21 protein-coding genes are annotated in these 25,469 nt (G+C 73.4%); 10 read left to right on the top strand and 11 right to left on the bottom strand.

The genetic code is table 11. From position 1 onward, the window contains the following. Positions 1-43: 43 nt before the first annotated feature. From hpf to mtrA, 5 genes are all read right to left on the bottom strand, one after another. Complete coding sequence (gene hpf / locus HQQ85_RS18735) at positions 44-757, bottom strand: ribosome hibernation-promoting factor, HPF/YfiA family (RefSeq protein WP_173184073.1); 714 nt, start codon at positions 755-757, stop codon at positions 44-46. A gap of 101 nt (positions 758-858) precedes the next feature. Continuing rightward, the gene (locus tag HQQ85_RS18730; protein ID WP_173184072.1) at positions 859-1,578 is read right to left on the bottom strand and encodes a ComF family protein; all 720 of its coding nucleotides are present in this window, start codon (positions 1,576-1,578) and stop codon (positions 859-861) included. Between the two features lie 106 nt (positions 1,579-1,684). After that, complete coding sequence (locus tag HQQ85_RS21210; RefSeq protein WP_173184071.1) at positions 1,685-3,415, bottom strand: GerMN domain-containing protein; 1,731 nt, start codon at positions 3,413-3,415, stop codon at positions 1,685-1,687. Then, a complete protein-coding gene (gene mtrB / locus HQQ85_RS18720) occupies positions 3,408-5,111 on the bottom strand; it encodes an MtrAB system histidine kinase MtrB (protein ID WP_371741964.1) in 1,704 nt (567 codons plus the stop codon). The genes HQQ85_RS21210 and mtrB overlap by 8 nt, the downstream gene beginning before the upstream one ends. A 4-nt stretch (positions 5,112-5,115) precedes the next feature. Next, positions 5,116-5,793, bottom strand: coding sequence for an MtrAB system response regulator MtrA (gene mtrA / locus HQQ85_RS18715; RefSeq protein ID WP_173184070.1), 678 nt, complete (start codon positions 5,791-5,793; stop codon positions 5,116-5,118). 155 nt (positions 5,794-5,948) lie between these two features. Between mtrA and HQQ85_RS18710 the strand changes: the two genes are divergently transcribed. Genes HQQ85_RS18710 through HQQ85_RS18690 form a run of 5 tightly spaced genes read left to right on the top strand, consistent with a single transcriptional unit; the run spans position 5,949 to position 11,663 of the window. Then, complete coding sequence (locus HQQ85_RS18710; RefSeq protein ID WP_173184069.1) at positions 5,949-7,319, top strand: glycerophosphoryl diester phosphodiesterase membrane domain-containing protein; 1,371 nt, start codon at positions 5,949-5,951, stop codon at positions 7,317-7,319. Next, positions 7,316-8,002: a DUF4129 domain-containing protein gene (locus HQQ85_RS18705; RefSeq protein WP_173184068.1), complete on the top strand. Its 687-nt coding sequence runs from the start codon at positions 7,316-7,318 to the stop codon at positions 8,000-8,002. Before HQQ85_RS18710 ends, HQQ85_RS18705 begins: the two co-directional genes overlap by 4 nt. Then, complete coding sequence (locus HQQ85_RS18700) at positions 7,999-9,294, top strand: DUF4350 domain-containing protein (RefSeq protein WP_173184067.1); 1,296 nt, start codon at positions 7,999-8,001, stop codon at positions 9,292-9,294. The genes HQQ85_RS18705 and HQQ85_RS18700 overlap by 4 nt, the downstream gene beginning before the upstream one ends. Before the next feature lie 46 nt (positions 9,295-9,340). Then, entirely contained in the window at positions 9,341-10,321 is a 981-nt protein-coding gene (locus HQQ85_RS18695) for a MoxR family ATPase (protein WP_173184066.1), read from the top strand. A gap of 34 nt (positions 10,322-10,355) precedes the next feature. Continuing rightward, positions 10,356-11,663 (top strand): DUF58 domain-containing protein, encoded by a 1,308-nt coding sequence (locus HQQ85_RS18690; RefSeq protein WP_173184065.1) that lies wholly within the window; start codon positions 10,356-10,358, stop codon positions 11,661-11,663. Positions 11,664-11,670: 7 nt separating this feature from the next. Here the strand turns inward: HQQ85_RS18690 and HQQ85_RS18685 are convergent, their stop codons facing one another. Then, on the bottom strand, positions 11,671-12,666 hold the full coding sequence (locus HQQ85_RS18685) for a stage II sporulation protein M (RefSeq protein ID WP_173184064.1): 996 nt from the start codon (positions 12,664-12,666) through the stop codon (positions 11,671-11,673). A 17-nt stretch (positions 12,667-12,683) separates the two neighbouring features. On the opposite strand from HQQ85_RS18685, the gene HQQ85_RS18680 reads away from it, so the two are divergent. Next, on the top strand, positions 12,684-13,538 hold the full coding sequence (locus HQQ85_RS18680; protein ID WP_173184063.1) for an RDD family protein: 855 nt from the start codon (positions 12,684-12,686) through the stop codon (positions 13,536-13,538). Between the two features lie 23 nt (positions 13,539-13,561). Here the strand turns inward: HQQ85_RS18680 and HQQ85_RS21725 are convergent, their stop codons facing one another. Both HQQ85_RS21725 and HQQ85_RS18670 read right to left on the bottom strand, forming a co-directional pair. After that, positions 13,562-16,288 carry a LuxR C-terminal-related transcriptional regulator gene (locus HQQ85_RS21725; protein ID WP_173184062.1) on the bottom strand — a complete coding sequence of 909 codons (2,727 nt, stop codon included), beginning with the start codon at positions 16,286-16,288 and terminating at the stop codon, positions 13,562-13,564. A gap of 4 nt (positions 16,289-16,292) precedes the next feature. Then, on the bottom strand, positions 16,293-16,649 hold the full coding sequence (locus HQQ85_RS18670; protein ID WP_173184061.1) for a group 1 truncated hemoglobin: 357 nt from the start codon (positions 16,647-16,649) through the stop codon (positions 16,293-16,295). A gap of 155 nt (positions 16,650-16,804) precedes the next feature. Between HQQ85_RS18670 and HQQ85_RS18665 the strand changes: the two genes are divergently transcribed. Genes HQQ85_RS18665 through HQQ85_RS18655 form a run of 3 tightly spaced genes read left to right on the top strand, consistent with a single transcriptional unit; the run spans position 16,805 to position 18,848 of the window. Beyond that, positions 16,805-17,431, top strand: coding sequence for a MerR family transcriptional regulator (locus HQQ85_RS18665; protein ID WP_173184060.1), 627 nt, complete (start codon positions 16,805-16,807; stop codon positions 17,429-17,431). Further along, positions 17,428-18,444: a hypothetical protein gene (locus tag HQQ85_RS18660; RefSeq protein WP_254069586.1), complete on the top strand. Its 1,017-nt coding sequence runs from the start codon at positions 17,428-17,430 to the stop codon at positions 18,442-18,444. The genes HQQ85_RS18665 and HQQ85_RS18660 overlap by 4 nt, the downstream gene beginning before the upstream one ends. Then, positions 18,441-18,848, top strand: coding sequence for a DUF2834 domain-containing protein (locus HQQ85_RS18655; RefSeq protein WP_173184059.1), 408 nt, complete (start codon positions 18,441-18,443; stop codon positions 18,846-18,848). The genes HQQ85_RS18660 and HQQ85_RS18655 overlap by 4 nt, the downstream gene beginning before the upstream one ends. Here the strand turns inward: HQQ85_RS18655 and HQQ85_RS18650 are convergent. Continuing rightward, entirely contained in the window at positions 18,845-19,051 is a 207-nt protein-coding gene (locus HQQ85_RS18650) for a DUF3499 family protein (protein WP_173184058.1), read from the bottom strand. The genes HQQ85_RS18655 and HQQ85_RS18650 overlap by 4 nt on opposite strands. Before the next feature lie 111 nt (positions 19,052-19,162). Here HQQ85_RS18650 and HQQ85_RS18645 point away from each other — a divergent pair, with 111 nt between their 5' ends. Next, a complete protein-coding gene (locus tag HQQ85_RS18645) occupies positions 19,163-19,603 on the top strand; it encodes a metallopeptidase family protein (protein ID WP_173184057.1) in 441 nt (146 codons plus the stop codon). A gap of 73 nt (positions 19,604-19,676) precedes the next feature. Here the strand turns inward: HQQ85_RS18645 and HQQ85_RS18640 are convergent, their stop codons facing one another. Continuing rightward, positions 19,677-21,398, bottom strand: coding sequence for a DUF5719 family protein (locus HQQ85_RS18640; RefSeq protein ID WP_173184056.1), 1,722 nt, complete (start codon positions 21,396-21,398; stop codon positions 19,677-19,679). Continuing rightward, positions 21,388-25,356: a glycosyltransferase gene (locus HQQ85_RS18635; protein WP_173184055.1), complete on the bottom strand. Its 3,969-nt coding sequence runs from the start codon at positions 25,354-25,356 to the stop codon at positions 21,388-21,390. Before HQQ85_RS18635 ends, HQQ85_RS18640 begins: the two co-directional genes overlap by 11 nt. Positions 25,357-25,469: the final 113 nt, after the last annotated feature.

Here is a 25,469-nt window from a genome sequence, read left to right as displayed (position 1 = left end):
GATTCGGTGAGTGCTCCGTGGCCCCAGTGCCGGGGCGCGAACCTCAGCGGGAGGCGGCTCCGACGGTCTCCGAGGTGATCTCGGCGAACGCGGCGGCGTTCTCGTCGAGGCCGATCACGCCGTAGTCCCAGCCCTTGCGGCGGTAGACGACACTGGCCCGGTTGGTCTCCGAATCGATGAAGAGATAGAAGTCGTGGCCCACGAGCTCCATGTGGTAGAGCGCGTCGTCGACCGTCATCGGCGCCGCCCCGTAGACCTTCTTGCGGATGACCACGGGGCAGTAGTCGTCCTCGGCGTCAGCAGATGACGCAGAAGACGACGCCACGGCCTCGTCGTCCGTGCGACTCGACGGCACCCCGACGAGCACGTCGGCGCCGGCCGGCTCGACGTCGAGCGCGTTGAACGCCCCCGTCGTGGCCTCGTGCACCGACACGGGCCGGTGCTGCCCGCGGTGCACCTTCTTGCGGTCCTTCGCCCGGCGCACCCGCTGCATCAGCTTCGCGAGCGCGAGGTCGAACGCCGCGTACTTGTCGGAGGCGGCGCACTCGGCACGCACCAGCGGGCCGGGGCCGATGAGCGTGAGCTCCACCCGATCGTCGCCGCTCTGCGTGCCGTTGGCCGAGTTGTGGCGGCTCACTTTGATCTCGAGGGCGAGAGCCTTGTCGGCGAGATGCGCGACCTTCTCCGCCTTCTCGCTCGCGTACTCGCGAAAGCGATCCGTGATCCCTAGGTTTCTTCCAGTGATGTTGACTTCCATGGAGACCTCCTAGCCATATTGGGTGGCGCAGCCCCGACAAGCCGGGACCGTTCGCGCCTTGTGACCCTCACCGTAGTACGCCCGCTCCGGATAGTCACCGGTTAACTCCCTGCCGGTCGCCTCCGTGTCACCTGGGGTTCGCCGCGGCCGTCGCGCCGCCTGGTGTAGGCCAGGCAGACGGCCCCCTCGACCCGCGCGCCGACGGCCTCGAGGGCCCGCCGCGCCTCGAGCAGCGTGGCTCCGGTGGTCAGCACGTCGTCGACGATCAGCACGTGCCGGCCGGCCAGACGAGCGGATGCCCGGAGCGCCCCCTCGAGGTTCACCCGACGCTCCTCGACCCCCAGCCCCGCCTGATCCGCCACCTCCCGAACCAGCACGAGGCCCCCGCGCACCGGGCGCCCACGCGGGCGCACCGAATCGCGCCCCACCCCGGATCGCCGCACCAGCTCCTCGACGGGCCGGAACCCGCGCCGCCGCACCGCCGCCCGCGCCGACGGCACCGTCACGAGCACCGCAGCACCACCAGCCGACGCCAGCGCCGACGCGAGCGCCACCCCCAGCGGTGCCGCCAGCACCCCCAGCGCATCCGTGCGTCCCCGCTCCTTCACCGCCCCAAGCACGTGCGCGACGACGCCCCCGTACTCGAGAGCCACCAGCACGGAGACCGGCCCCGCCCGCACCCGCTGCAGCGACGGCCTGAGCGCGACGCGGCACTCGGGGCACACGCCGACATCGGCAGCTCCGCATCCGGCACAGCACACAGGCGACAGTACGGCGGCGGCCTCGGCGAGCCAGCCGCCAAGAGCAGGAGAGGACGTCATGCGCCCAGGCTGCAGCAGACGAGATCAGCGCAGCCGCGCATCCGCGATTCTGTGCAGAAGTGACACCGCCGAGGAGATGTGCAGAACCAGAACCAGAACCAGAACCCTAGTTCTGCACCCCCAGCTCAGACACCCCGCCCGTCGTCGCCTGCCACGCACTCCCCCGCTGCTGCAGCAGGCTGCCGTCGGTGCCGAGCACCCGCAGCCCGTCGAGGTCGTTCGACCCCGACAGCGACACGGCCGACGCCGGCGCCCCGAGGTTCGTCGTGCGCCCGCCGAGCTGCTGCGCCACCACCCGCACCTCGCCGGGCAGCCCGGTGGCCGAGGCGACCGAGAACTGGTCGACCCAGGTGGCGTCGATCGGCGAGCCCGGCCCGGTGTCGAGCTCGACGGCCTGGCCGAGCTGCTGCGGAACCCCGTTCTGGTCGCGGATCACCGCGGCCACCACGAGCTTCGGCGCCCCCGCGACCTCGAGGAAGGCGAGCGCCCGGGTGCCGTCGCGCGAGATCTCGAAGCTCGTGATGCTCGAGGCGCCGTCCCACGTGGTCGGGATGCTGAGGGGAGCGTCGTTCGACGCCCCCGCGGCCACCACCGCGGTCGGGTCGCCGGACGGGATCGACCAGACGTAGCCCCAGGGGTCGACGGCGGGGTCGATCAGCCCCGGCCGGGTGTCGACCTGCTGCACGATCGGCACACCGTTCGAGGTCTCGCGCACGGCCACGACTGCACCGTTTCCGGCCTTCACCGCCACCGTTCCCGAAACGGCCGAGTAGGCCGCGGATTGCGGCTGCACCGACTGCACACCCTCGCTGATGCCGTCGATCGGGCTCACACCGCCCCCGCTGAGGTAGCCGAACTCACCCTCGCTGACCACGAGCGGCAGCGAGTTCACGCGCGGGGTGGCGTCGGCCACGTTCGAGTCGGAGCCGGGGATCGGCACGACGTTCTGATCGACCGAGATCACCACCGACGAGGCCGAGGCGAGCCCGCTGAGGCTCGAGCGCAGCTGCGCCTGCATGCGCCGCAGATCGGTCTCGTCGGCCTGCAGCACGTTGCTCGACAGCTCCACCCGGGTCTGCCCCGACGCGGTCACCACCGACGTCGTCGAGGTGCCCTCCGGGAAGGCGGTCACGACGGCGCCGTTGCCGAGCCAGGCGACCGGGCCCTTCAGCAGCGCCTTGACCACCCGCGTGCCGACGGCCGACGACGTCGCGAACCAGCGCAGGTCGGGCACGAGGTAGGTGAACGTCGGGTCATAGTAGTAGAGCGCGTACGAGCTGAAGATCTGGTCGAAGAAGACGTCCTCGATCACGGTGCCGTCGTCGAGCCGGCTGATCCGCCACTCGCCGTCCTGCTGCGTGAAGCCGAAGCTCAGCGAGGTGGGCGCGCTCGACGGGCTGGCCGCGTAGATGCCCGAGGCGTCCACGGTCGCCACCGGCGTCGCCGACAGGTCGAGGGTCAGGTCGTCGCCGCGGCTGGTCGGCCGGGTGCCCGAGTCGACGAGCGTCTTCTCGTTGGGCTTCCAGCTCGCCGCTGCCGCGGACGTGAGGTACTGGCGCGCGATGGCGTAGTCGTCCTGCGGGCTCTTCGCCGCCTGGATGAAGCCGTTCAGGATGGCCTGCTGCGACGCCCCGGCAGTCGGCCCCTCCGCGAGGAACACCACGTCGATGTCGTCATCGGTGCCGATCGCGTCGCCCGGCTGCACCTCACCCGAGCGCGGGATGCCGGTGCACGCGGCCAGCCCGGCCAGCACCACGAGGGCGAGCAGAGCACCGAGCCACCGGGTGAACGAGCGGATGCGCGGCGACCCGCCCACCGCGAGAAGACGCTCAGCCACGGTCGTCCCCCACCATCGACGTCGACCCGGTGGGCGAGCGCAGCTCGGCCACCGCCGGAGCCTCGCCGAACGCGTCGCCGGGCACCAGCGGCAGCGGAGACGACTGCCCACCCGCGGCGACCGTGCTGACGCGCCCCTGCACGCGCGGCAGCGTCAGCCGGAAGCAGCTGCCCGCACCCGGCCGCGACCACACCTCGAGCGCGCCGCGGTGCAGCGTCGCGTCCTCGAGCGAGATCGCGAGGCCGAGCCCCGTGCCGCCGATTGTGCGCTTCCGCGACGGATCTGCCCGCCAGAAGCGGTCGAAGACCCGCTCGGCCTCCTCCTCGGTCATGCCGCTGCCGTAGTCGCGCACCGACAGCGCCACGAAGCGCTCGTCGCTGTCGACGCTCACCACGATCGGCTTGCCCTCGCCGTGCTCGATGGCGTTGCCGAGGAGGTTCCGCACGATCCGGCGGATGCGGCGGGCATCCACCTCGGCCTCGAAGTAGCCGCCGGGTGCCACCAGGCGCAAGGGCGATCCGGCCTGCTCGGCGAGCGACTCCATCTGCTCGATGGCGTCCTCGGCGAGGCGCACGAGGTTGGTGGGCTCGGTGTCGAGCGAGGCGGAGCCCGCGTCGAAGCGGCTGATCTCGAGCAGGTCTCCGAGCAGCAGCTCGAAGCGCTCGGTCTGGGTGTGCAGCAGCTCGGCGGTGCGGCCGGTGGCGGGCGGGAAGCTCTCGCGCTGGTCGTAGAGCACGTCGCCGGCGAGCCGGATGGTGGTGAGCGGGGTGCGCAGCTCGTGCGAGACGTCGGAGACGAAGCGCTGCTGCACCTGCGACAGCTCGGCCAGCTGGGTGATCTGGGACTGCATGCTGTCGGCCATCCCGTTGAAGGAGCGCGCCAGCGTCGAGATGACGTCCTGACCGCGCTCGGGGATGCGCACCTCGAGCTGCCCCGCGGCGAGCTTCTCGCTCGTCTCGGCGGCGGTGCGGATGGGCTTCACGACGAGCCGCACGATCAGCCCGGCGATCAGTCCGATCAGGAGGATCAGAGCGAGGCTCGACAGCAGCAGGGTCTGCTGCACGAACACGAGGGTCTGCTCGGCCTCGGCGAGGTTGTAGCCGATGTACAGCTCGAACTGCCCGGCGCCCGGGATGGTGAGCGGGGAGCCGACCACGATGCCCGGGTCGGTGCCGCCCGTCTGGTTGGGCAGCGGCACCGACTGCCAGTACTGCTGGTCGTCGGTGTCGCCGGCCACCGCATCCTGGAGCTGCTGGGTGATCACGCCGTTGCCCGCGAGCTCGGGGCTCGCGAACGAGAGCACGGTGGTCTCGCCGGTGGACTGGCCGGGGGTGGCGTAGAGCGCGATCAGCCGGCTCGACGAGGAGGCGATGATGGCCGACTTGGCCGAGGAGAGCAGGGAGATCGTCGAGGCCTCGCCCCCCGCATCCGAGGAGTCGAAGATGGTCTGCGCCGCCGAGGCCGCGTTCTTCGACTCGACGAGCACCTGCTGCAGCCGCGACTGGAACAGGTCGTTGCCGATCGAGATCGACATGTAGGTGCCCGTCACGAGCACGGCGACGGCCGAGAGCGCCACCGTGATGACGACGGTGCGGAACTGCAGCGAGCGCCGCCAGGCGCGCACGATCCGGCGCGGCCACGAGCGCCAGTCGCGCAGCACGGCCGAGGGGCGACGGATGCCCCGGCCGTCGCTCACGGCATCAGGACGACCCGGCGCGGTAGCCGACCCCGCGCACGGTCATCACGATCTTGGGGTTGTCGGGGTCTTCCTCGACCTTGGCGCGCAGGCGCTGCACGTGCACGTTCACGAGGCGCGTGTCGGCCTTGTAGTGGTAGCCCCAGACCTGCTCGAGCAGCATCTCGCGGGTGAAGACCTGCTGGGGCTTGGAGGCGAGCGCGAGCAGCAGGTCGAACTCGAGCGGGGTGAGGTTGATGCGCTCGGCGCCGCGCTTCACCTCGTGCCCGGCGACGTCGAGGGTGAGGTCGCCGATCTGCAGGGTCTCGGGTGTCGACTCGGGCGCGGGGCGCAGACGGGTGCGGATGCGCGCCACGAGCTCCTTGGGATTGAAGGGCTTGACCACGTAGTCGTCGGCGCCCGACTCGAGGCCCTTCACCACGTCGGAGGTGTCGGTGCGGGCGGTCAGCATGATGATCGGGGTGCCGGACTCGGCACGGATGAGGCCGCAGACCTCGATGCCGTCCATGCCCGGGAGCATCAGGTCGAGCAGCACGAGGTCGGGCTTGGCGTCGCGGAAGGCGGCGAGCACCTCCGAGCCGTCGGCGCAGAACACGGGGTCGAAACCCTCCGCGCGCAGCACGATGCCGATCATCTCCGCAAGGGCCGTGTCGTCGTCGACAACGAGAATGCGAGGGTCCATGGCGACCAGAGTAGCCGAGCAGGGGCGGCATCAAGCGGATGCGGCGGGCTCCCGGGTGGTTGCCGGGCGAACTCCGAGCGAGTGTGAAAGCATGGGGGCATCAAGTCGGGGCGTCGGCGTGGGGGTCGGGTCGTCACAGAGGTCGAGGAGTGCCGATGAGCGATGGAGGCAGCTGGGCCGCGCCCGGCGCTGAGCCCGACCGAGAGCCGGGCGAAGAGCTTGGCGAGCGGCCGGATGCGCAGGCCGCTCGGCCCGTGACGCCTCCGCCCGTGGCACCGGCACCCGCGGCGCCGTCATCCGTGCCGCCGATGCCGCAGTACGGGCAGTACGCCCAGCAGCAGCAGCAGCCGCCCGCCCCGCAGTACGGGCAGTACGCGCCGCCGCAGCCCCCGCAGCAGCAGCCCGCGTGGCAGCAGCGGCCGCCCGCGTGGCAGTACGCCGCTCCGCCCACCGGGTACGCGGCCCCGCCGCAGTGGGCCCCGCCGCCCAAGCCGGGCCTCATCCCGCTGCGGCCGCTCGGCTTCGGCACCTTGCTGGGGGCGCCGTTCCAGGTGATCCGGCGCAACCCGAAGGCCACCTTCGGCTCCGGCCTGCTGGTGCAGCTCGTGATCGTGCTGGTCACCGGCGTCTTCGTCGGGGTCGCCGTGTTCTGGGCGATCTCGCGCTCGGTCTCGGCCGAGGGCCAGGCCGACGCCGACGCGGTCGCGGCCGGCAGCGTCGGCATCGTGCTCGTCTCGCTCGTGGTGCCGCTCGCGCTCTCGCTGTTCGCCTCGGCCCTGCTGCAGGCGGTGCTCGTGATCGAGGTCGCCCGCGCCACCCTGGGCGAGAAGCGGCGGCTGGGCGAGCTCTGGAAGGCCGCGTTCAAGCGCACCCTCCCGCTGGCGGGCTGGTTCGCGATCACCGCGGCGGCCGTGATCGTGGTGATCGCGATCCTCGTCGGCATCGTGCTGCTCGCGAACCTCGTCGGTGGCAACGGCGGCCTCGTGGTGGGCATCGTCGTGACGGTGCTGCTCAGTCTCGCCCTGGTGGTGCTCGGCGCCTGGCTCTCCACGAAGCTCGCCCTCGTGCCGAGCGTGATCGTGCTCGAGCGGGCCGGCGTCGTGCGCGCCGTGCGCCGCTCGTGGAGCCTGACGAACGGCAACTTCTGGCGCACCCTCGGTGTGATCTGGCTGGTCTCGGTCATCCTCTCGATCGCGGGCCAGATCATCCAGACGCCGTTCTCCTTCCTCATCCCCGTCGTCATGACGGTGATCGACCCGAACAACACCGGCTCGGGGATCGTGGCCGCGGTCGCGCTGTACGTGCTCTTCCTCGCCCTCACCCTGCTGCTCGGCGCCGTCACCTCGGTTGTGCAGGCGGCCACTGTCGCCGTCGTCTACCTCGATCTGCGGATGCGCAAGGAGGGCCTCGACATCGAGCTCCAGCGCTTCGTCGAGTCCCGCCAGGACGGCCTCGACTCCTGGCCCGACCCGTACAGCACCGGCCCCTACGCCACCGGCCCCCTCCCCGCCGAGCGCCGCGCATGATCGCCGCCCTCGCCGCCGCCCTGCCCGCCGCCACAGCCGACGTGCCGGTGGAGCCCGGGGCCGACGAGGCGCGCGAGTGGATGATCGGCGAGCTCAGCAAGGCCCCGTACCAGGCCGCCCAGCCGACCTGGTTCGACCTGCTCTCCCAGGCGGTCGGCGACTGGTTCGCGTCGCTCCGGGTGCCCGACGGCTCGGGATTCGGCGGACTCATCCCGCTGATCGGGGTCGTGATCGTCGTGATCGTGCTCGTCGTCGTCTTCCTCGTCTACGGCCGCCCCCGGCTGAACCGCCGCAGCCGTGCCGAGATCGGCGGGCTGTTCGGCACCGACGACACCCGCTCGGCCGCCGAGCTCCGCGCCTCCGCCGCCCGGGCGGCCGCCGCCGGCGACTTCACGGTCGCCGTCGAGGAGGCCTTCCGCGGGCTCGCCCGCGGCCTCACCGAACGCACGATCGTCACGACCTCCCCCGGCACGACCGCCCAGGACTTCTCGCGCCGCGCCGCCACCGCTTTCCCCGCCGCGGGCGGCGAGCTCGCCGAGGGTGCCGCCCTCTTCGACGGCGTGCGCTACCTCGACCGCCCGGCAGACCGGGCCGGCTACGACCGCATCGTCGGCCTCGACCGCCGGCTGCAGACCGAGCGACCCGCGGCACTCGAGGCCGTGCCCGCCGAGCTGGTGCGATGAGCGTCGCCCCGCCCCCGGCGCCCGCCCGCGCATCCGCCGATGCCGCCCCCGGCGCCGGCACCAAGGCCGCCGACACCCGGCCCGACGCCGTCACCGAGACCCCGCGGCTGCGCACCACCCTGCGCCGCCGCCTGTTCTGGATCGCCGCGATCGTGCTCGCCGTCCTCGGCGCCCTGTTCACCGTCTTCTCCAGCGCCTCGGGCATCCCCGACGGCGAGCGCTTCTCGATCGGCAACGCCGGCGCGAGCGGCAGCCGGGCGGTCGCCGAGGTGCTCCGCCAGCAGGGCGTCGACGTGGTCGAGGCCAGCACGCTCGACGAGGCGCAGGCGGCGGTCGACGTCGCGGGCGGCCGGGCGGGCATCCTGTTCTCCGACGCCTCGGGCTACCTCGACGCCGACGGCCGCGACGCCGTGCGGGGCCTCGCCGAGCGCGGCGCCGACCTCGTGCTGGTGGAGCCGGGCTCCGACGAGCTCGAGTCGATGACCGACGGCATCGCCAACGCGGGGGCCGCCGAGGACGACGCCTCGGTGGCGGCCGGATGCACGCTGCCGGCCGCCGAGCGCGCCGGAACGATCTCCCAGCCCTCCTGGGCCTACCGCCTGCTCGACGCGGGCGAGGCCGGAGCCGCCGCAGCCGGCACGGACACCCTCACCTGCTTCCCCGCCGGCGGCGACTCCTTCGCCGTGCTGCAGCAGCCGGCCGGCGACGGAACGGTGACCGTGCTCGGCGCCGGCGATGCCCTGACCAACGGGTCGGTCGCCCTCCAGGGGAACGCAGCGCTCGTGCTCGGCCTCCTGGGCGCTCACGAGACCCTGGTCTGGTACCAGCCCGGCTACGAGGACTTCGACGGGGCGACCCCCACGCTCGGCGAGCTGACCCCGGGCTGGGTCACCCCGGTCATCCTGGTGCTGCTGCTCACGACGGTCGCCGCCGGCATCTGGCGCGGCCGCCGGTTCGGCCCCGTCGTGGTCGAGAACCTTCCCGTCACCGTGCGCGCCTCCGAGACGATGGAGGGCCGCGCCCGGCTCTACGCCCGGCAGTCGGCGCACGGCCGGGCCCTCGACGCCCTGCGCATCGGCACGATCGCGCGGCTCACCGTCGCGCTGAACCTGCCGCGCTACGCCTCGGTGGTGGAGGTCAGCCGCTCGGTGGCCAACAGCACCGGTCGGCGGGTCGACGAGGTGCACGACATCCTGGTCGGCGCCGTGCCCCGCTCCGAGCGCGAGCTGATCGAGTACTCCGACCGCCTGCTCGTGCTCGAGCAGCAGGTCGCCGCGAACAGGCCGCGATGACCGCGGCGGCAGAACCCACGTCCAGCGAAGCAGTGAGGAACCCCGGATGACCGACCAGTACACCGCCACCCCGAGCGACGACGAGCTGCGCCGCACCCTCGCCCAGGTGCGCACCGAGGTCGGCAAGGCCGTCGTCGGCCAGGACGGCGCCGTGACAGGCATGATCATCGCGCTGCTCGCCCGCGGCCACGTGCTGCTGGAGGGCGTGCCCGGTGTCGCCAAGACCCTGCTCGTGCGCTCGGTCAGCCACGCGCTCAGCCTCGACACCAAGCGCGTGCAGTTCACGCCCGACCTGATGCCGGGCGACGTCACCGGCTCGCTGATCTACGACGCCAAGGCCGGCGAGTTCTCGTTCCGCGAGGGGCCGGTGTTCACGAACATCCTGCTCGCCGACGAGATCAACCGAACGCCTCCCAAGACGCAGTCCTCCCTGCTGGAGGCCATGGAGGAGCGCCAGGTCAGCGCCGACGGCGTCACCCGGGCCCTGCCCGACCCGTTCCTGGTCGCGGCCACCCAGAACCCGATCGAGTACGAGGGCACCTACACGCTGCCCGAGGCGCAGCTCGACCGCTTCCTGCTGAAGCTCGTGCTCGACCTGCCCGAGCGCGCCGTCGAGGTCGACGTGCTGACCCGGCACGCCGGCGGCTTCAACCCGCGCGACCTCACCGCGGCGGGCGTCACCCCGGTGCTCGGTGCCGCCGAGCTCACCCAGGCGCAGCGCGCGGTGGCCCGGGTGCAGGCCTCCCCCGACGTGCTCGGCTACATCGTCGACCTCGCCCGTGCCACGCGGCAGAGCCCCTCGGTGAAGCTCGGTGTCTCGCCCCGAGGCTCGACCGCGCTGCTGGCCGCCAGCAAGGCCTGGGCCTGGCTGAACGGCTCGACGGGCATCACGCCCGACCACGTGCAGGCGATGGTGCTGCCGGTGCTCCGGCACCGCATCCAGCTGCGGCCCGAGGCCGAGCTCGAGGGCGTGTCCGTCGACGCGATCCTTCGCTCGATCCTCACCCAGGTGCGGGTGCCGATCTGATGACGCTCACCGTGACGCCCCCGGAGGGCCGCGCATGACGGTCACCGGGCGCCTGGTCGCCCTGGTGGCCCTCGGCGTCGTGCCGGTGGTGCTGATCGGCGAGTTCTACGACAGCGCCCTCGAGGCCCTGCTCGTCTGGATCGCGCTCGTCGTCGCGCTCGTCGTGATCGACCTGGTGGCGGCCGCCTCGCCGCGGCGGCTGCGCGTCGAGCGCACGCTGCCCGCCCGGGTGCGCCTCGGCGAGACCACCGAGAGCACCCTCCTGCTCACCAACACCGGTCGACGGATGCTGCGGGCCGTCGTGCGCGACGCCTGGCAGCCCTCGGCCGGCCCGAGCACCGCGCGCCAGCCGGTCGCGATCCCGGCCGGCGAGCGGCGCGCCCTGACGCTCGCGCTGACCCCGTTCCGCCGCGGCGAGCGCCGCACGGAGCGCATCACCGTGCGCAGCACCGGACCGCTCGGCCTGGCCGCCCGCCAGGCGACCCTGACGGCGTCCGGGCGCATCCGGGTGCTGCCCCCGTTCAACGCCCGCCAGCACCTGCCGTCGCGACTCGCCCGGCTGCGCGAGCTCGACGGCCGCGCGAGCGTCATGATCCGCGGCCAGGGCACCGAGTTCGACAGCCTGCGCGAGTACGTGCGGGGCGACGACGTGCGCTCGATCGACTGGCGCGCGACGGCCCGGCACAGCGACGTGATGGTGCGCACCTGGCGCCCGGAGCGCGACCGCCGCGTCGTGATCGTGATCGACACCGGCCGCACCCAGGCGGCGCGCATCGACGACGAGCCGCGCATCGACACCGCCTTCGAGAGCGCCCTGCTGCTCGCGGCGCTCGCCACCCGCGCGGGCGACCGGGTCGACGTCATCCTCTACGACCGCCGGCTCCGCGGCCGGGTGCACGGCGCCTCGGGCCCGGAACTCCTCTCGCGCATGGTCGACGTGATGGCGCCGATCGACCCCGACCTGATCGAGATGGACTGGACCGCGGTGCCCGGCCTCGTGCGCCAGGTCACCACCCAGCGCTCGCTGGTCGTGCTGGCCACGGCCATCGACGCCCCCGGCATCTCTCGCGAGCTGATGGCGATCGTGCCTCAGCTCACCCGCGACCACACGGTCGTCGTGAGCTCGGTCAGCGACCCCGACGTGCTCGCGGGGGTGCACCGGCGCGGCGACCGCGAGGAGGTCTACCGCGCCGCGGCGGCCGAGCGCGCCCTCCTCGACGCGGCGCGGGTGACCACCGTGCTGAAGCGCTACGGCGCCGACGTGATCACCGGCTCGCCCGCCGAGCTGCCGCCGGCCCTCGCCGACCGCTACATCGCCCTGAAGGCGGCCGGGCGGCTCTGAGCCCGGCTCAGCCCGCGACGAGCTGCGTGGCCCCCGCCTCGAACTCCTCGAGGTCGCCCGTCTGCCCGGCCCGGGCGGCGCGGCCGCCGATCACGACCATGTAGAACAGGAACGCCAGGAGCGCCACCGCGCCGATGCCGATCTTCAGCCACCACGGCCACGGCGCCGGCGTCACGAAACCCTCGATCACGCCCGAGACGAACAGCACGAACACCAGGCCGATGGCCACGGTGAACAGGGAGCGGCCGTTCTCGGCGAGCGACCGCCCGCGGGTCTTCGCGCCGGGTGCGATCCAGGCCCAGAAGATGCGCAGGCCAGCCGCGGCGGCCACGAAGATGGCCGTCAGCTCCAGCAGGCCGTGCGGCATGATGTAGAGGAAGAAGATGTCGCCGTGGCCGTACTCGAACATCACGGCGGCGTTCACGCCGAGGTTCTGGGCGTTGCTGATGATGATCGCCGGCACATAGAACCCCAGGATGCCGAAGGCGATGCACTGGGCCGCGATCCAGGCGTTGTTCGTCCAGACGAGGCCGGTGAACGAGGCCGCGGGGTTCTCGGAGTAGTAGTCGACGAAGTCCTCCTCCGCCAGCTTCTTCAGCGTGGCGTCGTCGCCGAGGGCCGCGAGCACCGCGGGGTTCTGCGAGATCCAGATCGCGTAGAGCCCCGCGATCACGACCGTGGCGACCGCGACCGCCAGCGTCAGCCAGCGCAGGCGGTAGAGGGCTGCCGGCAGCTGCACCGCGAAGAACAGCGGCAGCCGGCGGAAGAGGTTCGAACCGGCGCCCGTGAACCGCAGGCGGGCGCGCGAGAGCGACACCGAGAGCCGGTCGCCCTGAGCGGTGGAGCCGGCCACCGTCTTGATCGCCGAGAGCTGCGTGGAGCCGGACTGGTAGCGCTCGATCAGCTCGTCGGCCTCGCGACCCGAGAACGCGCGGCGTCGCCCGAGTTCATCGAGACGAGTCCACTCGTCACGATGGGCTTCGGAGTACGCATCGAGATCCATCTGATTAGATGATATTCATGTCGCAGCCGTCCGTGGTGGGAACCAGTGCGGCCGTCGCCGACGACGAGCTCCTCACCGGCGAGGCCGTCGCCCTCGACGTGCGTCCCGCGAGCTTCCTGCTGCGCAGCGCGAGCGGGGCGATCGACTTCCTCGCCTACGTGCTGCCCCTGATCGGCGCCCTCTGGTTCTTCTCCGCGGTGGTCGCCTCGGGCGCCGCGTTCGACCCGGCGCTCACCCAGGCCCTCTCGATCGCGCTCCTGATCGGCTTCCTCGTGATCGCGCCGATCGTCGTCGAGTTCGCCTCGGGCGGCCGCTCGCTCGGCCGCCTGGCCATCGGCGCCCGCATCGTGCGCGACGACGGCGGGGCCATCGCGCTGCGGCACAGCATCATCCGCGGACTGCTCGGCTTCGTCGAGATCTTCATGACCCTCGGCGGCCTCGCCTTCATCACCTCGCTGCTGAACTCCCGCTCGAAGCGGCTCGGCGACCTGCTCGCGGGCACTTACAGCCAGCACGAGCGCGTTCCGGCCCCGCGGCCCTTCGCGGTCGGGGTGCCGCCCGAGCTCGCGTTCTGGGCGCAGACGGCCGACGTGGCGAAGCTGCCCGACCGGCTGTCCCGGCGTCTCGTGGCGTTCCTCACGCAGGCCGAGCGGATGGCCCCGGCCACACGCGCCCGCCTCGCGCACGAGCTCGCCGCCGAGACGTCGCCGTTCGTGTCGCCGCTGCCGAACGTGCATCCGGAGACCTTCCTCGTCGGGGTGGCCGCCCTCCGCCGCGACCGCGAGTACCGGGCGCTGATGATCGAGCGCGAGCGCCTCGCCCGGGTCGACCCGGTGCTGAAGGGGCTGCCGAACGGGTTCCCCGACCGCTGACGCGCCGGTCGCGCATCCGGTGTTCAGCCGGCGGCGGCGCCCAGCTCGGCGAGTTCACGCCGGTTCGCGATGCCGAGCTTGCCGAAGGCCGACTGCAGGTAGCTCTCGACGGTGCGCACCGAGAGGTGCAGCGCGGCGGCGACGTCGCGGTTGGACAGCCCCTCGGCGACCAGCAGGGCGACGTCGCGCTCACGGTTGGTGAGTCCGTCGAAGCGGGAGACGACGGCCGCGCCTGACGGCAGCTCGCCCAGCACCTCCCCGGTCTCGCGGAGCACCGCCGCCGCCCGGCCGAGCAGAGCCGGAGGCGCCGTGGCCGCCACCGTGGTCGCGAGCTCCCGGGCGAACAGGTGATTGCCCTGCGCGAGCAGCGCCTCGGCGGCGTCGAGCACGAGCTCCGGGTCGCCCGCGCCGAGTCCGTCGACCCAGAGGTAGACCGCCGCGGCCGCCGGGCCGGGCTGGGGCATGCGGTCGGTGCGCAGGCGGTCGAGCGCCTCCTGCGAGCCCGATCGCGCGGCCGCCGAGACGAGCAGGAAGGCGTCGGCGACGAGGCCGCGCTCCCGGTAGTCGTCGGCGATCGCGAGCATCCGCTCGGCGGCGTCGCCGTCACGGTCGAGGAGCGCCTCGGCGCTCAACCCGAGGTAGGTGGCGGAGGCGGCCGAGTTCCAGCTCGTGAGCGCCCCGGCCCGGGACTCGGCCAGGTAGTCGCGGGCCGACTCCACGTCGCCGTCGAGCGCCGAGGAGTAGGCCAGGGCGGCGAGGATCTCGCTGCGGCCGTTGCCGGCGTCGCGCAGCCGGAACTGGCTGAGGGCGCTCATCAGGTGCTGGCGACCGAGCCGGGACGCCCCGCCGAACAGGTGCCCCACCCCGATGGCGCCGTCGTCGCCGCTGCCCCGGTAGAGCTCGCGGCCGAGCACTCCGCGGGCGCGGGAGCCGATCAGCTCGCGTCGGCGCTGCCACTGCCCGGTGCTGAGGTAGATCAGCGAGAGCGCGGAGTGCAGCTCGTCGACCGCGTCCTCGCCGAGCTCGCCCGTCGCCTCGGCGGCCTCGAGCTGGAGCGCCAGGGCCAGCGCCTCGTCCTGGCGGCCCACGGCGCAGAGGCACTCGGCGAGCATGCCCGTCAACCGCACCTCGTACTCGGCGGCGCGCGCCGCCTCGGCCGGGTCGTCGGTCAGGGCGGAGGCGTCAGGCCGCCGGTCGTAGGCCGCCTGCACCTCGTCGAGCGCCCGCCGGTGGTCCCCTGAGCCGAGCGTGAGCGACCACCCTGTGAGCTCGAGCCGCTGCAGGAGCCCGCGGCGCTCGGCCTCGGGCTGCACGGCCGCGACCCGGGCGAGGGCGAGTTCGTGCAGCCCGGCGAACTCGTCGAAGCCGGGCAGCACGCCCTGCACCCGGGCCACCTCCTGCACGAACTCCACGAGCACCTCGACGGGCTCGCCCTCTCGCACCCGGGGAGCCAGCCGCCGGAGGATCTGCCCGGCGTTCGCCGCCCGGCCGAGTGTGCGCATCGCGCGGGACTTCTGCACGCCGGCCGGCACGAGCAGCGGGCCCTCGACCACGGTCGACGCCACCCGGATGGCGAACTCGGGGTCGAACAGGCGGTTGGCGAGCCGGGCCGCGTGCAGCGCCAACGAGGGCTCGAGCCTCGCACCGCACTCCAGCGTCCAGACGCTGAACGCGAGTGCGCTCTGGTAGTCGCTGCCGGCGGGATCCTCGAAGAACGGCGCGATCCGCTCCCGCAGCTGGCGGCGCCGAAGGAACGGCACCCCCGCGCGCACGACATCGGCCATGAGGGCGTTCCTCATCACGATCGCCGGCGCTCCCGGCACGTCGCCGAAGGCCCGGGCGAGGCCGAGGTGCAGCCCGTCGTCGCTCTGCACCGCGATCGCCCCGGCGTCCAGCAGCTCGTCGATGAGCGCCGGATCGACGAGCTGCTCCAGGCGGTCCAGCGGCACGGTCTCCAGCAGCGCCACGATCTCCAGCACCTCGCGCTGCGCGTCGCTCCAGTGCCCGACCCGGGTCTTGAGCATGCCGATCAGCCGGTCGCTGGTGAGGGATGCGCGGCCCGCCAAGGTCCAGATTCCCTCGTGCTGCGTCAGCAGCCCCTCCTCGAGCTGCTCGATCGCGAGGTAGCTGAGGAAGAGCGGGTTCCCGCCGGACCGCTCGGCGAGATGGTGCGCGGCCGCCGGCACCACCGGGCCGTTGAGATAGAGGGCCAGCACCTCCGCCACCTCGGCGGCGGTCAGCGGCGGCACCTCGGTGGCACCGAGCAGTCCGTCGCGCCAGAGGTCGAGGAAGGCCTCGGGCAGGCCTCCGAGCTCGGGGACCGCGAGCACCAGCCGCACGCTGAAGGTGGCGGCGAGGTGCGCCAGCGCGTGGGCGCTCAGCGGGTCGGCGAGGTGGGCGTTGTCGACGAGGATCACGGGACGCGGTGCCGACGTCTGCGCCGCGACCGCCGCGCTCAGCACCGTGTAGAACGCGGCCGAGTTGGCGAACGCGTCGGTCTCGGCGTTCTTCAGCAGGCCGAAGAGCAGGCCGTACGGCACCTCGCTGGTCAGCACGCTCCCGCGCAGCCGCACGAAGTCGCCCTCGGTCAGCTCCCGGGCCGCGGCGAGCGCGAGCGTGGTCTTGCCCGATCCCGTCTCCCCCATGAAGAGGGCACCCGTCGCCGCGCCCTCGAGCACGGGGGCGACGGCCTGGGACACGATCGCGGGGCGCTGCAGCACCGTCCACTCGGCGGGCGCGGCCGGGGACACGGGGTCAGGCCTCCGTCACGACGTCGGCGCGCAGCGCCGCCACCCGGGCGATGATCTCGTCGACACCGTCGGGCTCGACACCGAGGTCCTCGACGATCTCCCGCAGGTGCGCGAGCAGGGCGTCGAACGCCTCACCGGTGATCGCCAGGCCGCGGTGCGCCTCGGCGATGCTGCGGCCGTTGAACACCTCGGCGCCGCCGAGCGCGACCGTGAGGAACTCCCGCTGGTGGGCCTTCAGCCGGCGCAGATCGATGCCGTCGAACCACGGCGCGAGCTGCGGGTCGGCCGTGACGCGGTCGTACAGCACGGTGACGGTCGACGTGACGACCGACGATCCCCCGATGGCGTCGAAGATGCTCATCCGCCGGCTACCCCCCCGCAGCGTCACGGTTCCGCCGAAACGGACGAGTCGGCGCGTGGTCACCGTAGCAGAAGGGCTCTCCGGGCCGCGATCGCTTCTCATCCCAGGAGGGAAAGCACTGGTAGCGGCGCTACCGGTAGTGCTACTATCAGCTCATGCTCATCTCCGCCCTCGCCGATCTGTCGGGCACCCCCGCCGCCACCATCAAGTACTACGTGCGGGAGGGGCTGCTGCCCGCCGGAGCCCGGGAGGGCGGCAACCGCACCAGCTACGACGACACCCACCTGCATCGGCTGAGGCTCATCCGGGCCCTGCTCGAGGTGGGCAAGCTGTCGATCGGCTCCGTGTCGGCGGTGCTCGAGGCGCTCGACGACGAGGAGCGCCCGATCGCCGAGACCTTCGAGACGGCCCAGAACGCACTGTCGCGCGACGCGGTGCCCGGCGTCTCCGAGCCCGGTGCCGAGAGCTTCGAGCGCGCCGACGGCGTGATCGAGCGGGCGGGGTGGGCGCACTGCGGCGACAACGTGGGGCGCCGCATCGTCGCCCAGACGATCGACGCGTTCGCGAAGGCGGGGCATCCGCTCACCGACGACTACCTCGACCGCTACGCCGAGGCCGCCGCCACGGTCGCCTCGGCCGACCTCGACGCGGTGGGCGCGGTCGCCGACCGGGCCGACCGCACCGAGCTCATGGTCGTCGGCACCGTGCTCGGCGACACCCTCTCCCTCGGCCTCCGGCGCATCGCCCAGGCCCACCGCACCGCCGAAAGGAACCTCCGATGACGACTCCCCGCCCCGCCCTGCTGCGGGCGTTCGACTGGCACCGGCCGCTGATGGCCGTCGCCGCCCTGATGGTGCTCTGCTCCGTCGTCTGCCTGGTGGGCGCGGCCGTCGACCCTCGGCAGGTGACGGGCGCCGAGGTCTGGCTGAAGCCGCTGAAGTTCTCGCTGTCGATCCTCGTCTACAGCGTCACCTGGGCCTGGCTGATCGCCCATCTGCCGCGGTTCCGGCGCCTGGCGCACGTCTCGGGCACCGTGATCGCCGTGGCCCTCGCCGTGGAGCAGGTGGCCATCGTGGGGGCCGCCGCCGCGGGCATCACGAGCCATTTCAACGTCTCGACTGGATTCTCGGCGGCGGTCTGGGGCGTCATGGCCGTCTCGATCACCGTGCTTTACCTCGCGACCTTCGTCACGACGGTGCTGCTGTTCTGGTTCCGGCTGCCGACCCGGTCGCTGACCGTCGCCGTGCGGGCCGGAGCCGCGCTCGCGCTGGTGGGCATCGGCCTCGCGTTCCTCATGACGGGGCCGACGGCGGCCCAGCTGGACGACTGGCAGGGCATCGCCGGAGCCCACACCGTGGGGCTCGCCGACGGTGGGCCAGGGCTGCCGGTGCTCGGTTGGAGCACAGTGGCGGGCGATCTGCGCATCCCGCATTTCGTGGGGATGCACGCGCTGCAGCTGATACCGCTCCTGGCGATCGGGCTCGACCTGCTCGGGCGACGGGTGCGGCGACTGGCCGACGACCGGGTGCGCACGCGACTCGTGGTGGTCGCGGTGGCCGGGTACGCGGCGGGGCTCGGGGTGCTCACGGTGCAGGCGCTCGCGGGGCAGTCGATCGTGCAGCCGTCGGGGCCGGTGCTCGTGGCGGGGTGGGCGGTCGTGGCCGCCGTGGTGATCGCGTCGGGGACGGTGCTGGTCACGGCACCCCGCGGCCGGCCCTCGGCTGACACGCCACCGCCGTCGTCGCCGGGAGGCGTCCGTGCCGAGCGCGTCGCGAGCGGCGAGGTGCGGGCATGAGCGCCGGAGCGGGCGCCGCCGGGCGGGTGCGCGGGCGCTGGAGCGCCGCGGCCGTGATCTACCTCGCGCTGGCGCTCGTGGGGCTCGCCGGCACCTGGACCTTCAACGTGATCGCCATCGTCGAGAAGCGCGACTTCCTCGGCGAGTGGTTCGGCAGCGGGCCGTCGGTCAACTCGCTCGGGGTCGACCTCGCGGTGGTGGCGGTGGCCGCCATCGTGTTCATGCTCGTCGAGGGCCGGCGGCTCGGGATGCGCGGACTCGCGATCTACGTGCTGCTGGTGCCGTTCGTGGCCCTGGCGTTCGCGTTCCCGCTGTTCCTCTCGGCGCGTGAACGGCGGCTGGCCGGGGAGCGCGCGGAACGCGCATCCGGAACCATGCCGGACTCCGGCTCGGGCTCGGTCTAGTTCTCGATGTAGACGTGCCGCATGACCTGCCAGCCCTGAGGAGCCGAGAAGCGGTCGATGTGGCGGGCGCAGAGGTCGTAGCTGTGCGGCTCGGCGACGGGGCTGAGCGGGCCGACGACGATCAGCGAATCGGCGTAGTCGTAGGTGAGCGTCGTGGTGGCCTCACCACGGCACGAGGGCCGAGAGCATTCCCTGTTCGTCATCGATCCCACCCTAACCGCGGCCTCCGACACCGGGCCGCAGCGGCGCACCGTGTCGCGGCGGAGACGCCGTCGGGCCGTCGGTGACGGCGGGCGCGGCTCTAGACTGGGCGCATGGCACGTTCCCGCAGGTCACCGCGATCGGCGGCGGTGCTGGCGCGCAGCCGCAGCCGCCACGGGCGGGAGCTGCGCTCCTCGGTGGCCGGGCCGCACCTGCCGTTCCTCCGCACGCGCATCGACCTGTTCGACCAGACGGTCGCGTCGACCGCCGAGTACCTCAAGAGCCTCTGGCCGGCCGAGCTCGAGGGTGTCGCCTTCGAGGTGGCCACCATGCCGTTCGGCCGCTTCGGCTCCCCCGACCACGTCGACCGCTGGGCGGTGACGAAGACGCGGGTGATCATGTTCCGGCTGCCGATCGAGCGGATGTCGCGCCTCCACGAGGACGACGAGACGCATCGGCGGCTCGCGATCGAGTCGTGCGTCTTCCGCGCGGTCGCCGAGCTGCTCGGCAAGGACCCGTGGGACCTGGCGCCGGAGCGGTTCCGGCACTTCTGAGCCTCGGGGTCTTGTGGGGTGTGGGCGCTGTCGAGCATCCGTCGCCCAGCGCTGCCGGGCCAGGCCACTCGGCTCAGGGGTAGACGGTGATCGGCGTGGCCTCGGGGCCCGGTCGCGCGATCGAGTATGACGAGAGCACGCCGTCGCCGAAGTAGCTCACGGTCGCGCCGACGGGCACCGACGAGGTGACGAGGTACGAGCCGGGCTCGAGCGACAGCGAGCGCGCCCCGGGCACGAAGGTGCCGGTCGACTCGGTGCCGTCGGTCTTGGCGAACACCACGTCGGCGTCGCCCTCGCCCTCGTTCACCAGGTGCAGGCGGGCGCCCGGGGCGTCGGCGATGGTGACGAAGAACGGCGAGTCGAGCTGCTCGACGGGCTGGTACCAGGCGAAGTCCGTCGTGCCGTTGACGATCGTCGAGGTGCGGGCGCCGGCGACCACGGGCTGGTCGGAGTCGACGGTCACCGAGTAGAGGCCGTCGGGGATGTCCTGCAGCGGGAACTCGGTCACCACGCCCGGGGTCAGGCCGACCTGGTACTCGGTCTCGGTGCCGCCCGTGCGCTCCTCGGAGACGCGGATGGTGACGGAGGCGGGGTCGGTGCCGGGCACGAGCATGCGCAGCACGCTCTGCAGGTCGGCGGTCTCGGGGCTGCCCACCTGCTCGGCGATCGACGAGGTGCCCGAGACACGGATGCCCGCGATGACCTGCTCGGTCGACGCCCCCGCGACGGCACCGGCCAGCTCGACGCCGCCGGGCGCGAGGCCCCGCACGACGCTCTGCTGCAGCGCGGCCGTCACGGCACCCACCTCGGCGGTCACGTGCAGCACGGGCGAGGCGAGGTCGGGCGCGAGACCGGCCAGTGACAGGATGCGCGTCGAGCGCGCGGGCACGTCGATGTTCGAGGCGCCGGGCGCGTCGATCGAACCCTGCTCGCCGTACAGCGCCAGGTCGACCACCGCGGGCACGTCGCCCGGATTGCCCAGCACCACGAAACTGGTGCGGCCGACCGTCGTGGCGCCGGCCACGAGCCAGCTGTCGGCGCTCGCCTCGCCGCAGGCGGTGGTGGCGAGGCCCACGATGTCGCCCTCGGCGATGTTCTGGGACTGAGCGGCGGCGAAGAGGGTGTCGCCGGCGGCGGCCTCGTCGGCCGGCAGCGCGATGCGCAGGGGGGCCGAGTCGCCCGTCGAGGTGCGGTCGTCGGGTGAGAGCAGGGCGCTGACGTCGATCGCCGCGTCGGGCGTCGAGGCGGCCTCGCTCGTCTGGGCGGTGCCGACGCCGGAGATCGCGGTGGCGTCCTGGCCCGACTCGTCGGAGAGGCGCACGAGGGGGCCGGGGCAGGCCCGCACCTCCCCGGCGGGGGCCGGGTCGACGGTCTCGGACGCGGGCGCGGCGGTCACCGTGGGCAGGGGCAGCACGAAGGCGGCGCCGACGACGGCGGCGCCGAGGGCGACGACGACCACGCCGGTCGCGACGCGGGCGCCGGTGGCGACGGCGCGGCGGGAGCCGGAGGCGGGGCGCTTGGCCGGCTTCGCCGGCCGGCGGGTGCGGCGCGGGCGCGCGGCGCGCTTCGCGGCGGCGCCGCTGTCGGCGGCCGCGTCGGCGGCGGCTGTCGCGGTGGCGGCTGCGGGGGTCGTGCTGTCAGCGGGATCCGTCACGTCGCTCGCTGCGGTGGTCGCACCAGACGCGTTCGCATCCATGTCTCCGGCCGCGGTTGCGGGTGCGGGCTCACCTGCGGGCGCGTCGGTCGAGTCGGTGTTTTCGGGCTCGCCGTTCGTGGGGCGGGACTCATCGGCCATCGGTGGTTCCCTCCTCGTGGTTCTCGTGGGCGGCGTCGGCGGCGTCGCGGACGGTCAGGACCGTCTCGTCATCGGGGTCGTAGTCGGAGTAGTCCGGGCCGGGCAGCGGGTCCGCCGTCGGCGCCGAGTAGCCGGGCTCGAACCGGGACATCGGACGAGCCTCGTCACCCGGGAGAGCATCGACAGGGCCGGTCGGCTGGGTGGCGGCGTGATCGAAGGCCGACACCGGGGCGGGCAGCACCTCGTCGTCGGAACCCTCGTCGTCGCGTGTGGTGTCGTCCGGGGTCTGGCCGGCAGGCGCGATGACGGGCGTCGGGGCGGTGTCGGCGGTGGCCGCCTCCACCTGCTCGGCCATCTCAGTGGGCTCCGCCGTCTCGGCGGGCCCCGCCGTCTCGGTGGGCTGGACCGCCTCGGTGGGGTCGGCCATCTCAGCGGGCTCCATTGGCAGGCTCGGCTCAGCCGCCTCGGTGCGGTCCGCCGTCTCGGCAGGCGCGCTGGTCGGCGCTCCCACCTCGTCGGAGGTCGGCTCCGCGCGACGGCCCGCGAACTCGGCGGTGGAGTTCTGCTCGGCCGCCAGCATGGTGGGCCGCGAGGTGCCCGCCCACCAGGGGGCGTCGGCATCGGAGCCGGGGGCCACGGCGGGGGCGGGAGCATCCGGAGCCGCGGGCTGCTCGTCGACGTAGTGCGCCGCGTAGACGCCGGCCGAGGTGGTGACGCTGCTCGCGGCGCGCTCACCTGTCGAAGCCGCACCGGTCGCCTCGGGCTCGCCGGGCTCGTCACCCTCGGCGACGCCCGGCTGGGCGGGGTCGGCAGCGCGATCGGCGACGAGGGCCGTTGTGGCCGCACCGGCGAGGGCCGCGGCCGAGACCGTGGCGGCGGCTGAGCCACCGGAGCCGATGCCCTGGGCCGCCGCCGGGCCCGCGCTCTCGAGCGAGGACGGCGCGGACGGCGCAGCAGAGGGCTCGGCGGAAGGTGCCGCGGCGGGGGTCGCGGGCCGCGCGACCGGGGCGGCCTCGGGACCAGCGGGCGTGTCGAGCGCCTCGGGCTCCTCGCCGACGGGGACGCGGTCGGCGACGTCGGTGAGCTTCTCCTCCGCGATCTCCTCCTCGACCGAGTCGGCCGCGCCGACGTGCGCCGTGGTGCTGACCGCGCGGTTGCCCTGCACCTGCAGGCGCCCCGCCGGCAGGGCCAGAAGCAGCGCGATGCCGAACACGAAGGCCTGGATCACGAGCACCAGCACGCCGAGCGGCGTCCCGGTGTTGGTGGGCGACGGCTCGGGCAGGCTCGCCAGGGTGCCGTCGTCGGCGACCTGCCAGAGCGAGCCGGCGAAGGTGTCGCCGATGTAGGTGAACTGCGCGTTGCTGTTGAGGGCGTTGGCCGTGCGGGCGGCGATGTCGTCGGCGGGCGCGCCCCGCTCGTCGGCCGGGGCCGGGGTGAGCAGCACGAACTCGATGCCGAGCGCGGTCAGGCGGCTCGAGACCTCGGCGCCGCTGATCGACGCCGCGTTGCCGACGATCGACGCGAGCTCCGAGCCGTCGGCGCCCACCGAGTCCGAGAGCGCCGCCGTCGACGCGAGCGTGGACTGCTGGTCGAGCGTCGGACCGGCCCCGTGCACGACGGACGCCCCGATCCCGCCGTCGCCCTGCGGCGCGAGCAGCAGCGTGCCCACGCGAGGGGCGTTCGAGGCCTCGGCCGTGACGTAGGCGGGCAGCTGCCGGGCCGATCCGGCGGCGACCTCGGAGGTGCCGAGCAGCACCCCGAGCGCCGACGGCAGCACGATCACGGCGACCGCCGCCGTGGCGACCACGGCCGGCAGCGCCACGAGACGCGGAAGCGAGGAGAGCCCGAGCACGGCGGCGCCGATCAGCCCGAGCCAGGCGAGGCTGAGCCCCGAGCCGGGCCAGATCGTGACTGCCTGCGACCCGGTGGTGGCGAGCGCGAGCTGCTGCGAGCCCACCGCGGTGGCGAAGCCGAGCAGCGCGATCACGACGGCGACCACCGCACGGTACGAGCCCGGCAGGAACAGGGCGGCCAGGGCGATCAGCGCGAGCGGCACCACGAGGATGCCGAGCACCAGCAGCACGACCCCGGCATCGATGCCGACGCCGGCGGCCAACGACTCCCAGCCGCCGAGCCCCGTGCGGGGCAGCCCGAGCAGCAGCTCGATCACCGGCACGGTCGGACGCCACACGGGCAGCCCGGGGTCGGCGAGGAGGGCGAGCGGGGTGCCGCGCTGGAACTGGTCCCAGACGAGCGGCGCGAAGAGCGCGAGCGCCGGCACGGGGATGCCGATCAGCCGCATCACGTCGCGCCGGCTCGCGATCGTGGCGATCAGCCAGACCACGATGAGCGCCGGCCAGAGCGAGGGGGCCGTGGCCAGCACGGCGGCGAACAGGATCGACGCGATCGCCGAGGCCGACCACGATTTCGGCGCCGCGAGCAGCGCGAGCATCAGCCACGGCAGCAGCAGGTGGGCGAGCACCGGGCCGATCATGCCGGCGTCGAGGGCGCCGACGAACGGCGGGGCGAGCACCCAGAGCACCGCGGCCGCGCTGCGCAGCACGGGACGGTCGGTGAGGCGGGCGGCGCAGAACCAGGCGGCCAGCGCGGCCAGCGGCAGCGCGACGAGGTAGAGGCCGACGATCGCCAGCGACGGCGACCAGAACGCGATGCTGCCGAGCACGGCCAGCACGGCGGCGAACGGGTCGGCCGCGCCGACGAAGCCGAGGCCGATGTCGCGGAAGCCGGTGCCGATCTGCGCCCAGAGCCCGCCGACGGTGGTCTCGAGGGGCAGTGCGCCGCCGCCGGTGATCGCCGCTGCTCCGAACACGGGCAGGAACACGACGAAACCGATCAGGGCGACGACCAGCACGGTCGCCACTCCCCCGCTCGAGATGAACTGGATCCGGTCGCGCTCGCCCCGGAGGTAGGTCAGGGCGATCTCGCGCTGCAGGGAGGCGCGGCGCCGCATCTCGTCACCGGGCATCCGGAGCGGGGCGATCGCCCGCCAGCCGACCTTCTTCGACGCCTTCAGCCGTCTGCGGGCCGCGCCGATGTGCGAGCCGAAGGCGGTCTTGAAGGCCGCAGCGAACTCGCCGCCGATGGCGCCGGGCTGCTTGCGCACGAGCTGGAAGAGCGAGCGCGCGACGGCGAGCGGCACGAGCGAGAGCCAGTGGAAGACGACGGCGAACGGGGGTGCGTAGACCAGGCGGCGGTGCAGCTGGGCCGCGCGGCGAGCGGTCTGGCGCTTGCGCCGGGCGGAGCCCTTGATCGAGCGGCCGGGCCCGGAGAGCCCGTCGCCGTCGGTGGACACCCGCGCGGCGGGAACGGCGAGTACGCGGTGACCGGCCAGGCGGGTGCGGATGCTGAAGTCGAGCGCGTTGTCGGCCGTCGGCAGGGCGGGGTCGAAGCCGCCGACCTCGTTCCAGACGGTGTGGCGCACGAGCAGGCCGGCGGCGCCCATGGCGAGCACGTCGCTCATCCGGTCGTGCTGGGCCTGGTCGAGCTCGGTCTCGACGAGCGGCACGCTGGCGCCGAGGCGGGTCACGGTCTCGCCGAACTCGCTGATGTAGTCGGGGTCGTCCCACTCCATCTGCTTCGGACCGGCGGCGGCCACCGAGGGGTTGACCTCCACGGCGGCGAGCAGGGCGGCGAGCGCTTCGGGCTCGGGGGCGGTGTCGTGGGCGAGCAGCCAGAGCCACTCGTTCTCGTCGTCGGGCGGGGGCGCGACGCCGAGGGCGTGCGAGATCGCGGTGCCGAAGTTCAGCCGGCTCGAGGCCTGGATGAAGCGGGTCGGATGCGCGGCCGCCAGCAGCGCGGAGGTGGCGTCGGTCGAGGCGCAGTCCACGACCACGAGCGCATCGGGGGCTCGGGTCTGGGCCGCGATGGCCTCGAGGGTTCGCGGGAGGTAGTCGGCTCCGTTGGAGGAGACGAGGACGGCAGTGACTCGGGCGTGCATATCGTGACGACTCTAAGTGGCCCTCGACGCCTTGCCCGGCGACCTCCGCGGCGTGCCGCTTCTTATGAATCCCGTGTGAAGTGGGGAGGGAAGTGCGCCGTAGAGGCGGCGGC

Source organism: Herbiconiux sp. VKM Ac-2851 (assembly GCF_013205105.1).
Lineage (GTDB): Bacteria > Actinomycetota > Actinomycetes > Actinomycetales > Microbacteriaceae > Herbiconiux > Herbiconiux flava.
This window is presented reverse-complemented; position numbering and strand designations above follow the sequence as displayed.

What these genes read in the sequence shown, in the direction of transcription:
- HQQ85_RS18680 (WP_173184063.1), top strand. Translation starts at nt 12,684, where the DNA reads ATGTCGCAGCCGTCCGTGGTGGGAACCAGTGCGGCCGTCGCCGACGAC.
- HQQ85_RS18665 (WP_173184060.1), top strand. Translation starts at nt 16,805, where the DNA reads ATGCTCATCTCCGCCCTCGCCGATCTGTCGGGCACCCCCGCCGCCACC.
- HQQ85_RS18705 (WP_173184068.1), top strand. Translation starts at nt 7,316, where the DNA reads ATGATCGCCGCCCTCGCCGCCGCCCTGCCCGCCGCCACAGCCGACGTG.
- HQQ85_RS18710 (WP_173184069.1), top strand. Translation starts at nt 5,949, where the DNA reads ATGAGCGATGGAGGCAGCTGGGCCGCGCCCGGCGCTGAGCCCGACCGA.
- hpf (WP_173184073.1), bottom strand. Translation starts at nt 757, where the DNA reads ATGGAAGTCAACATCACTGGAAGAAACCTAGGGATCACGGATCGCTTT.
- HQQ85_RS18670 (WP_173184061.1), bottom strand. Translation starts at nt 16,649, where the DNA reads ATGAGCATCTTCGACGCCATCGGGGGATCGTCGGTCGTCACGTCGACC.
- HQQ85_RS18635 (WP_173184055.1), bottom strand. Translation starts at nt 25,356, where the DNA reads ATGCACGCCCGAGTCACTGCCGTCCTCGTCTCCTCCAACGGAGCCGAC.
- HQQ85_RS18700 (WP_173184067.1), top strand. Translation starts at nt 7,999, where the DNA reads ATGAGCGTCGCCCCGCCCCCGGCGCCCGCCCGCGCATCCGCCGATGCC.
- HQQ85_RS18730 (WP_173184072.1), bottom strand. Translation starts at nt 1,578, where the DNA reads ATGACGTCCTCTCCTGCTCTTGGCGGCTGGCTCGCCGAGGCCGCCGCC.
- HQQ85_RS18695 (WP_173184066.1), top strand. Translation starts at nt 9,341, where the DNA reads ATGACCGACCAGTACACCGCCACCCCGAGCGACGACGAGCTGCGCCGC.
- HQQ85_RS18640 (WP_173184056.1), bottom strand. Translation starts at nt 21,398, where the DNA reads ATGGCCGATGAGTCCCGCCCCACGAACGGCGAGCCCGAAAACACCGAC.
- HQQ85_RS18685 (WP_173184064.1), bottom strand. Translation starts at nt 12,666, where the DNA reads ATGGATCTCGATGCGTACTCCGAAGCCCATCGTGACGAGTGGACTCGT.
- HQQ85_RS18650 (WP_173184058.1), bottom strand. Translation starts at nt 19,051, where the DNA reads ATGACGAACAGGGAATGCTCTCGGCCCTCGTGCCGTGGTGAGGCCACC.
- HQQ85_RS18655 (WP_173184059.1), top strand. Translation starts at nt 18,441, where the DNA reads ATGAGCGCCGGAGCGGGCGCCGCCGGGCGGGTGCGCGGGCGCTGGAGC.
- mtrA (WP_173184070.1), bottom strand. Translation starts at nt 5,793, where the DNA reads ATGGACCCTCGCATTCTCGTTGTCGACGACGACACGGCCCTTGCGGAG.
- HQQ85_RS18645 (WP_173184057.1), top strand. Translation starts at nt 19,163, where the DNA reads ATGGCACGTTCCCGCAGGTCACCGCGATCGGCGGCGGTGCTGGCGCGC.
- HQQ85_RS18690 (WP_173184065.1), top strand. Translation starts at nt 10,356, where the DNA reads ATGACGGTCACCGGGCGCCTGGTCGCCCTGGTGGCCCTCGGCGTCGTG.
- HQQ85_RS18660 (WP_254069586.1), top strand. Translation starts at nt 17,428, where the DNA reads ATGACGACTCCCCGCCCCGCCCTGCTGCGGGCGTTCGACTGGCACCGG.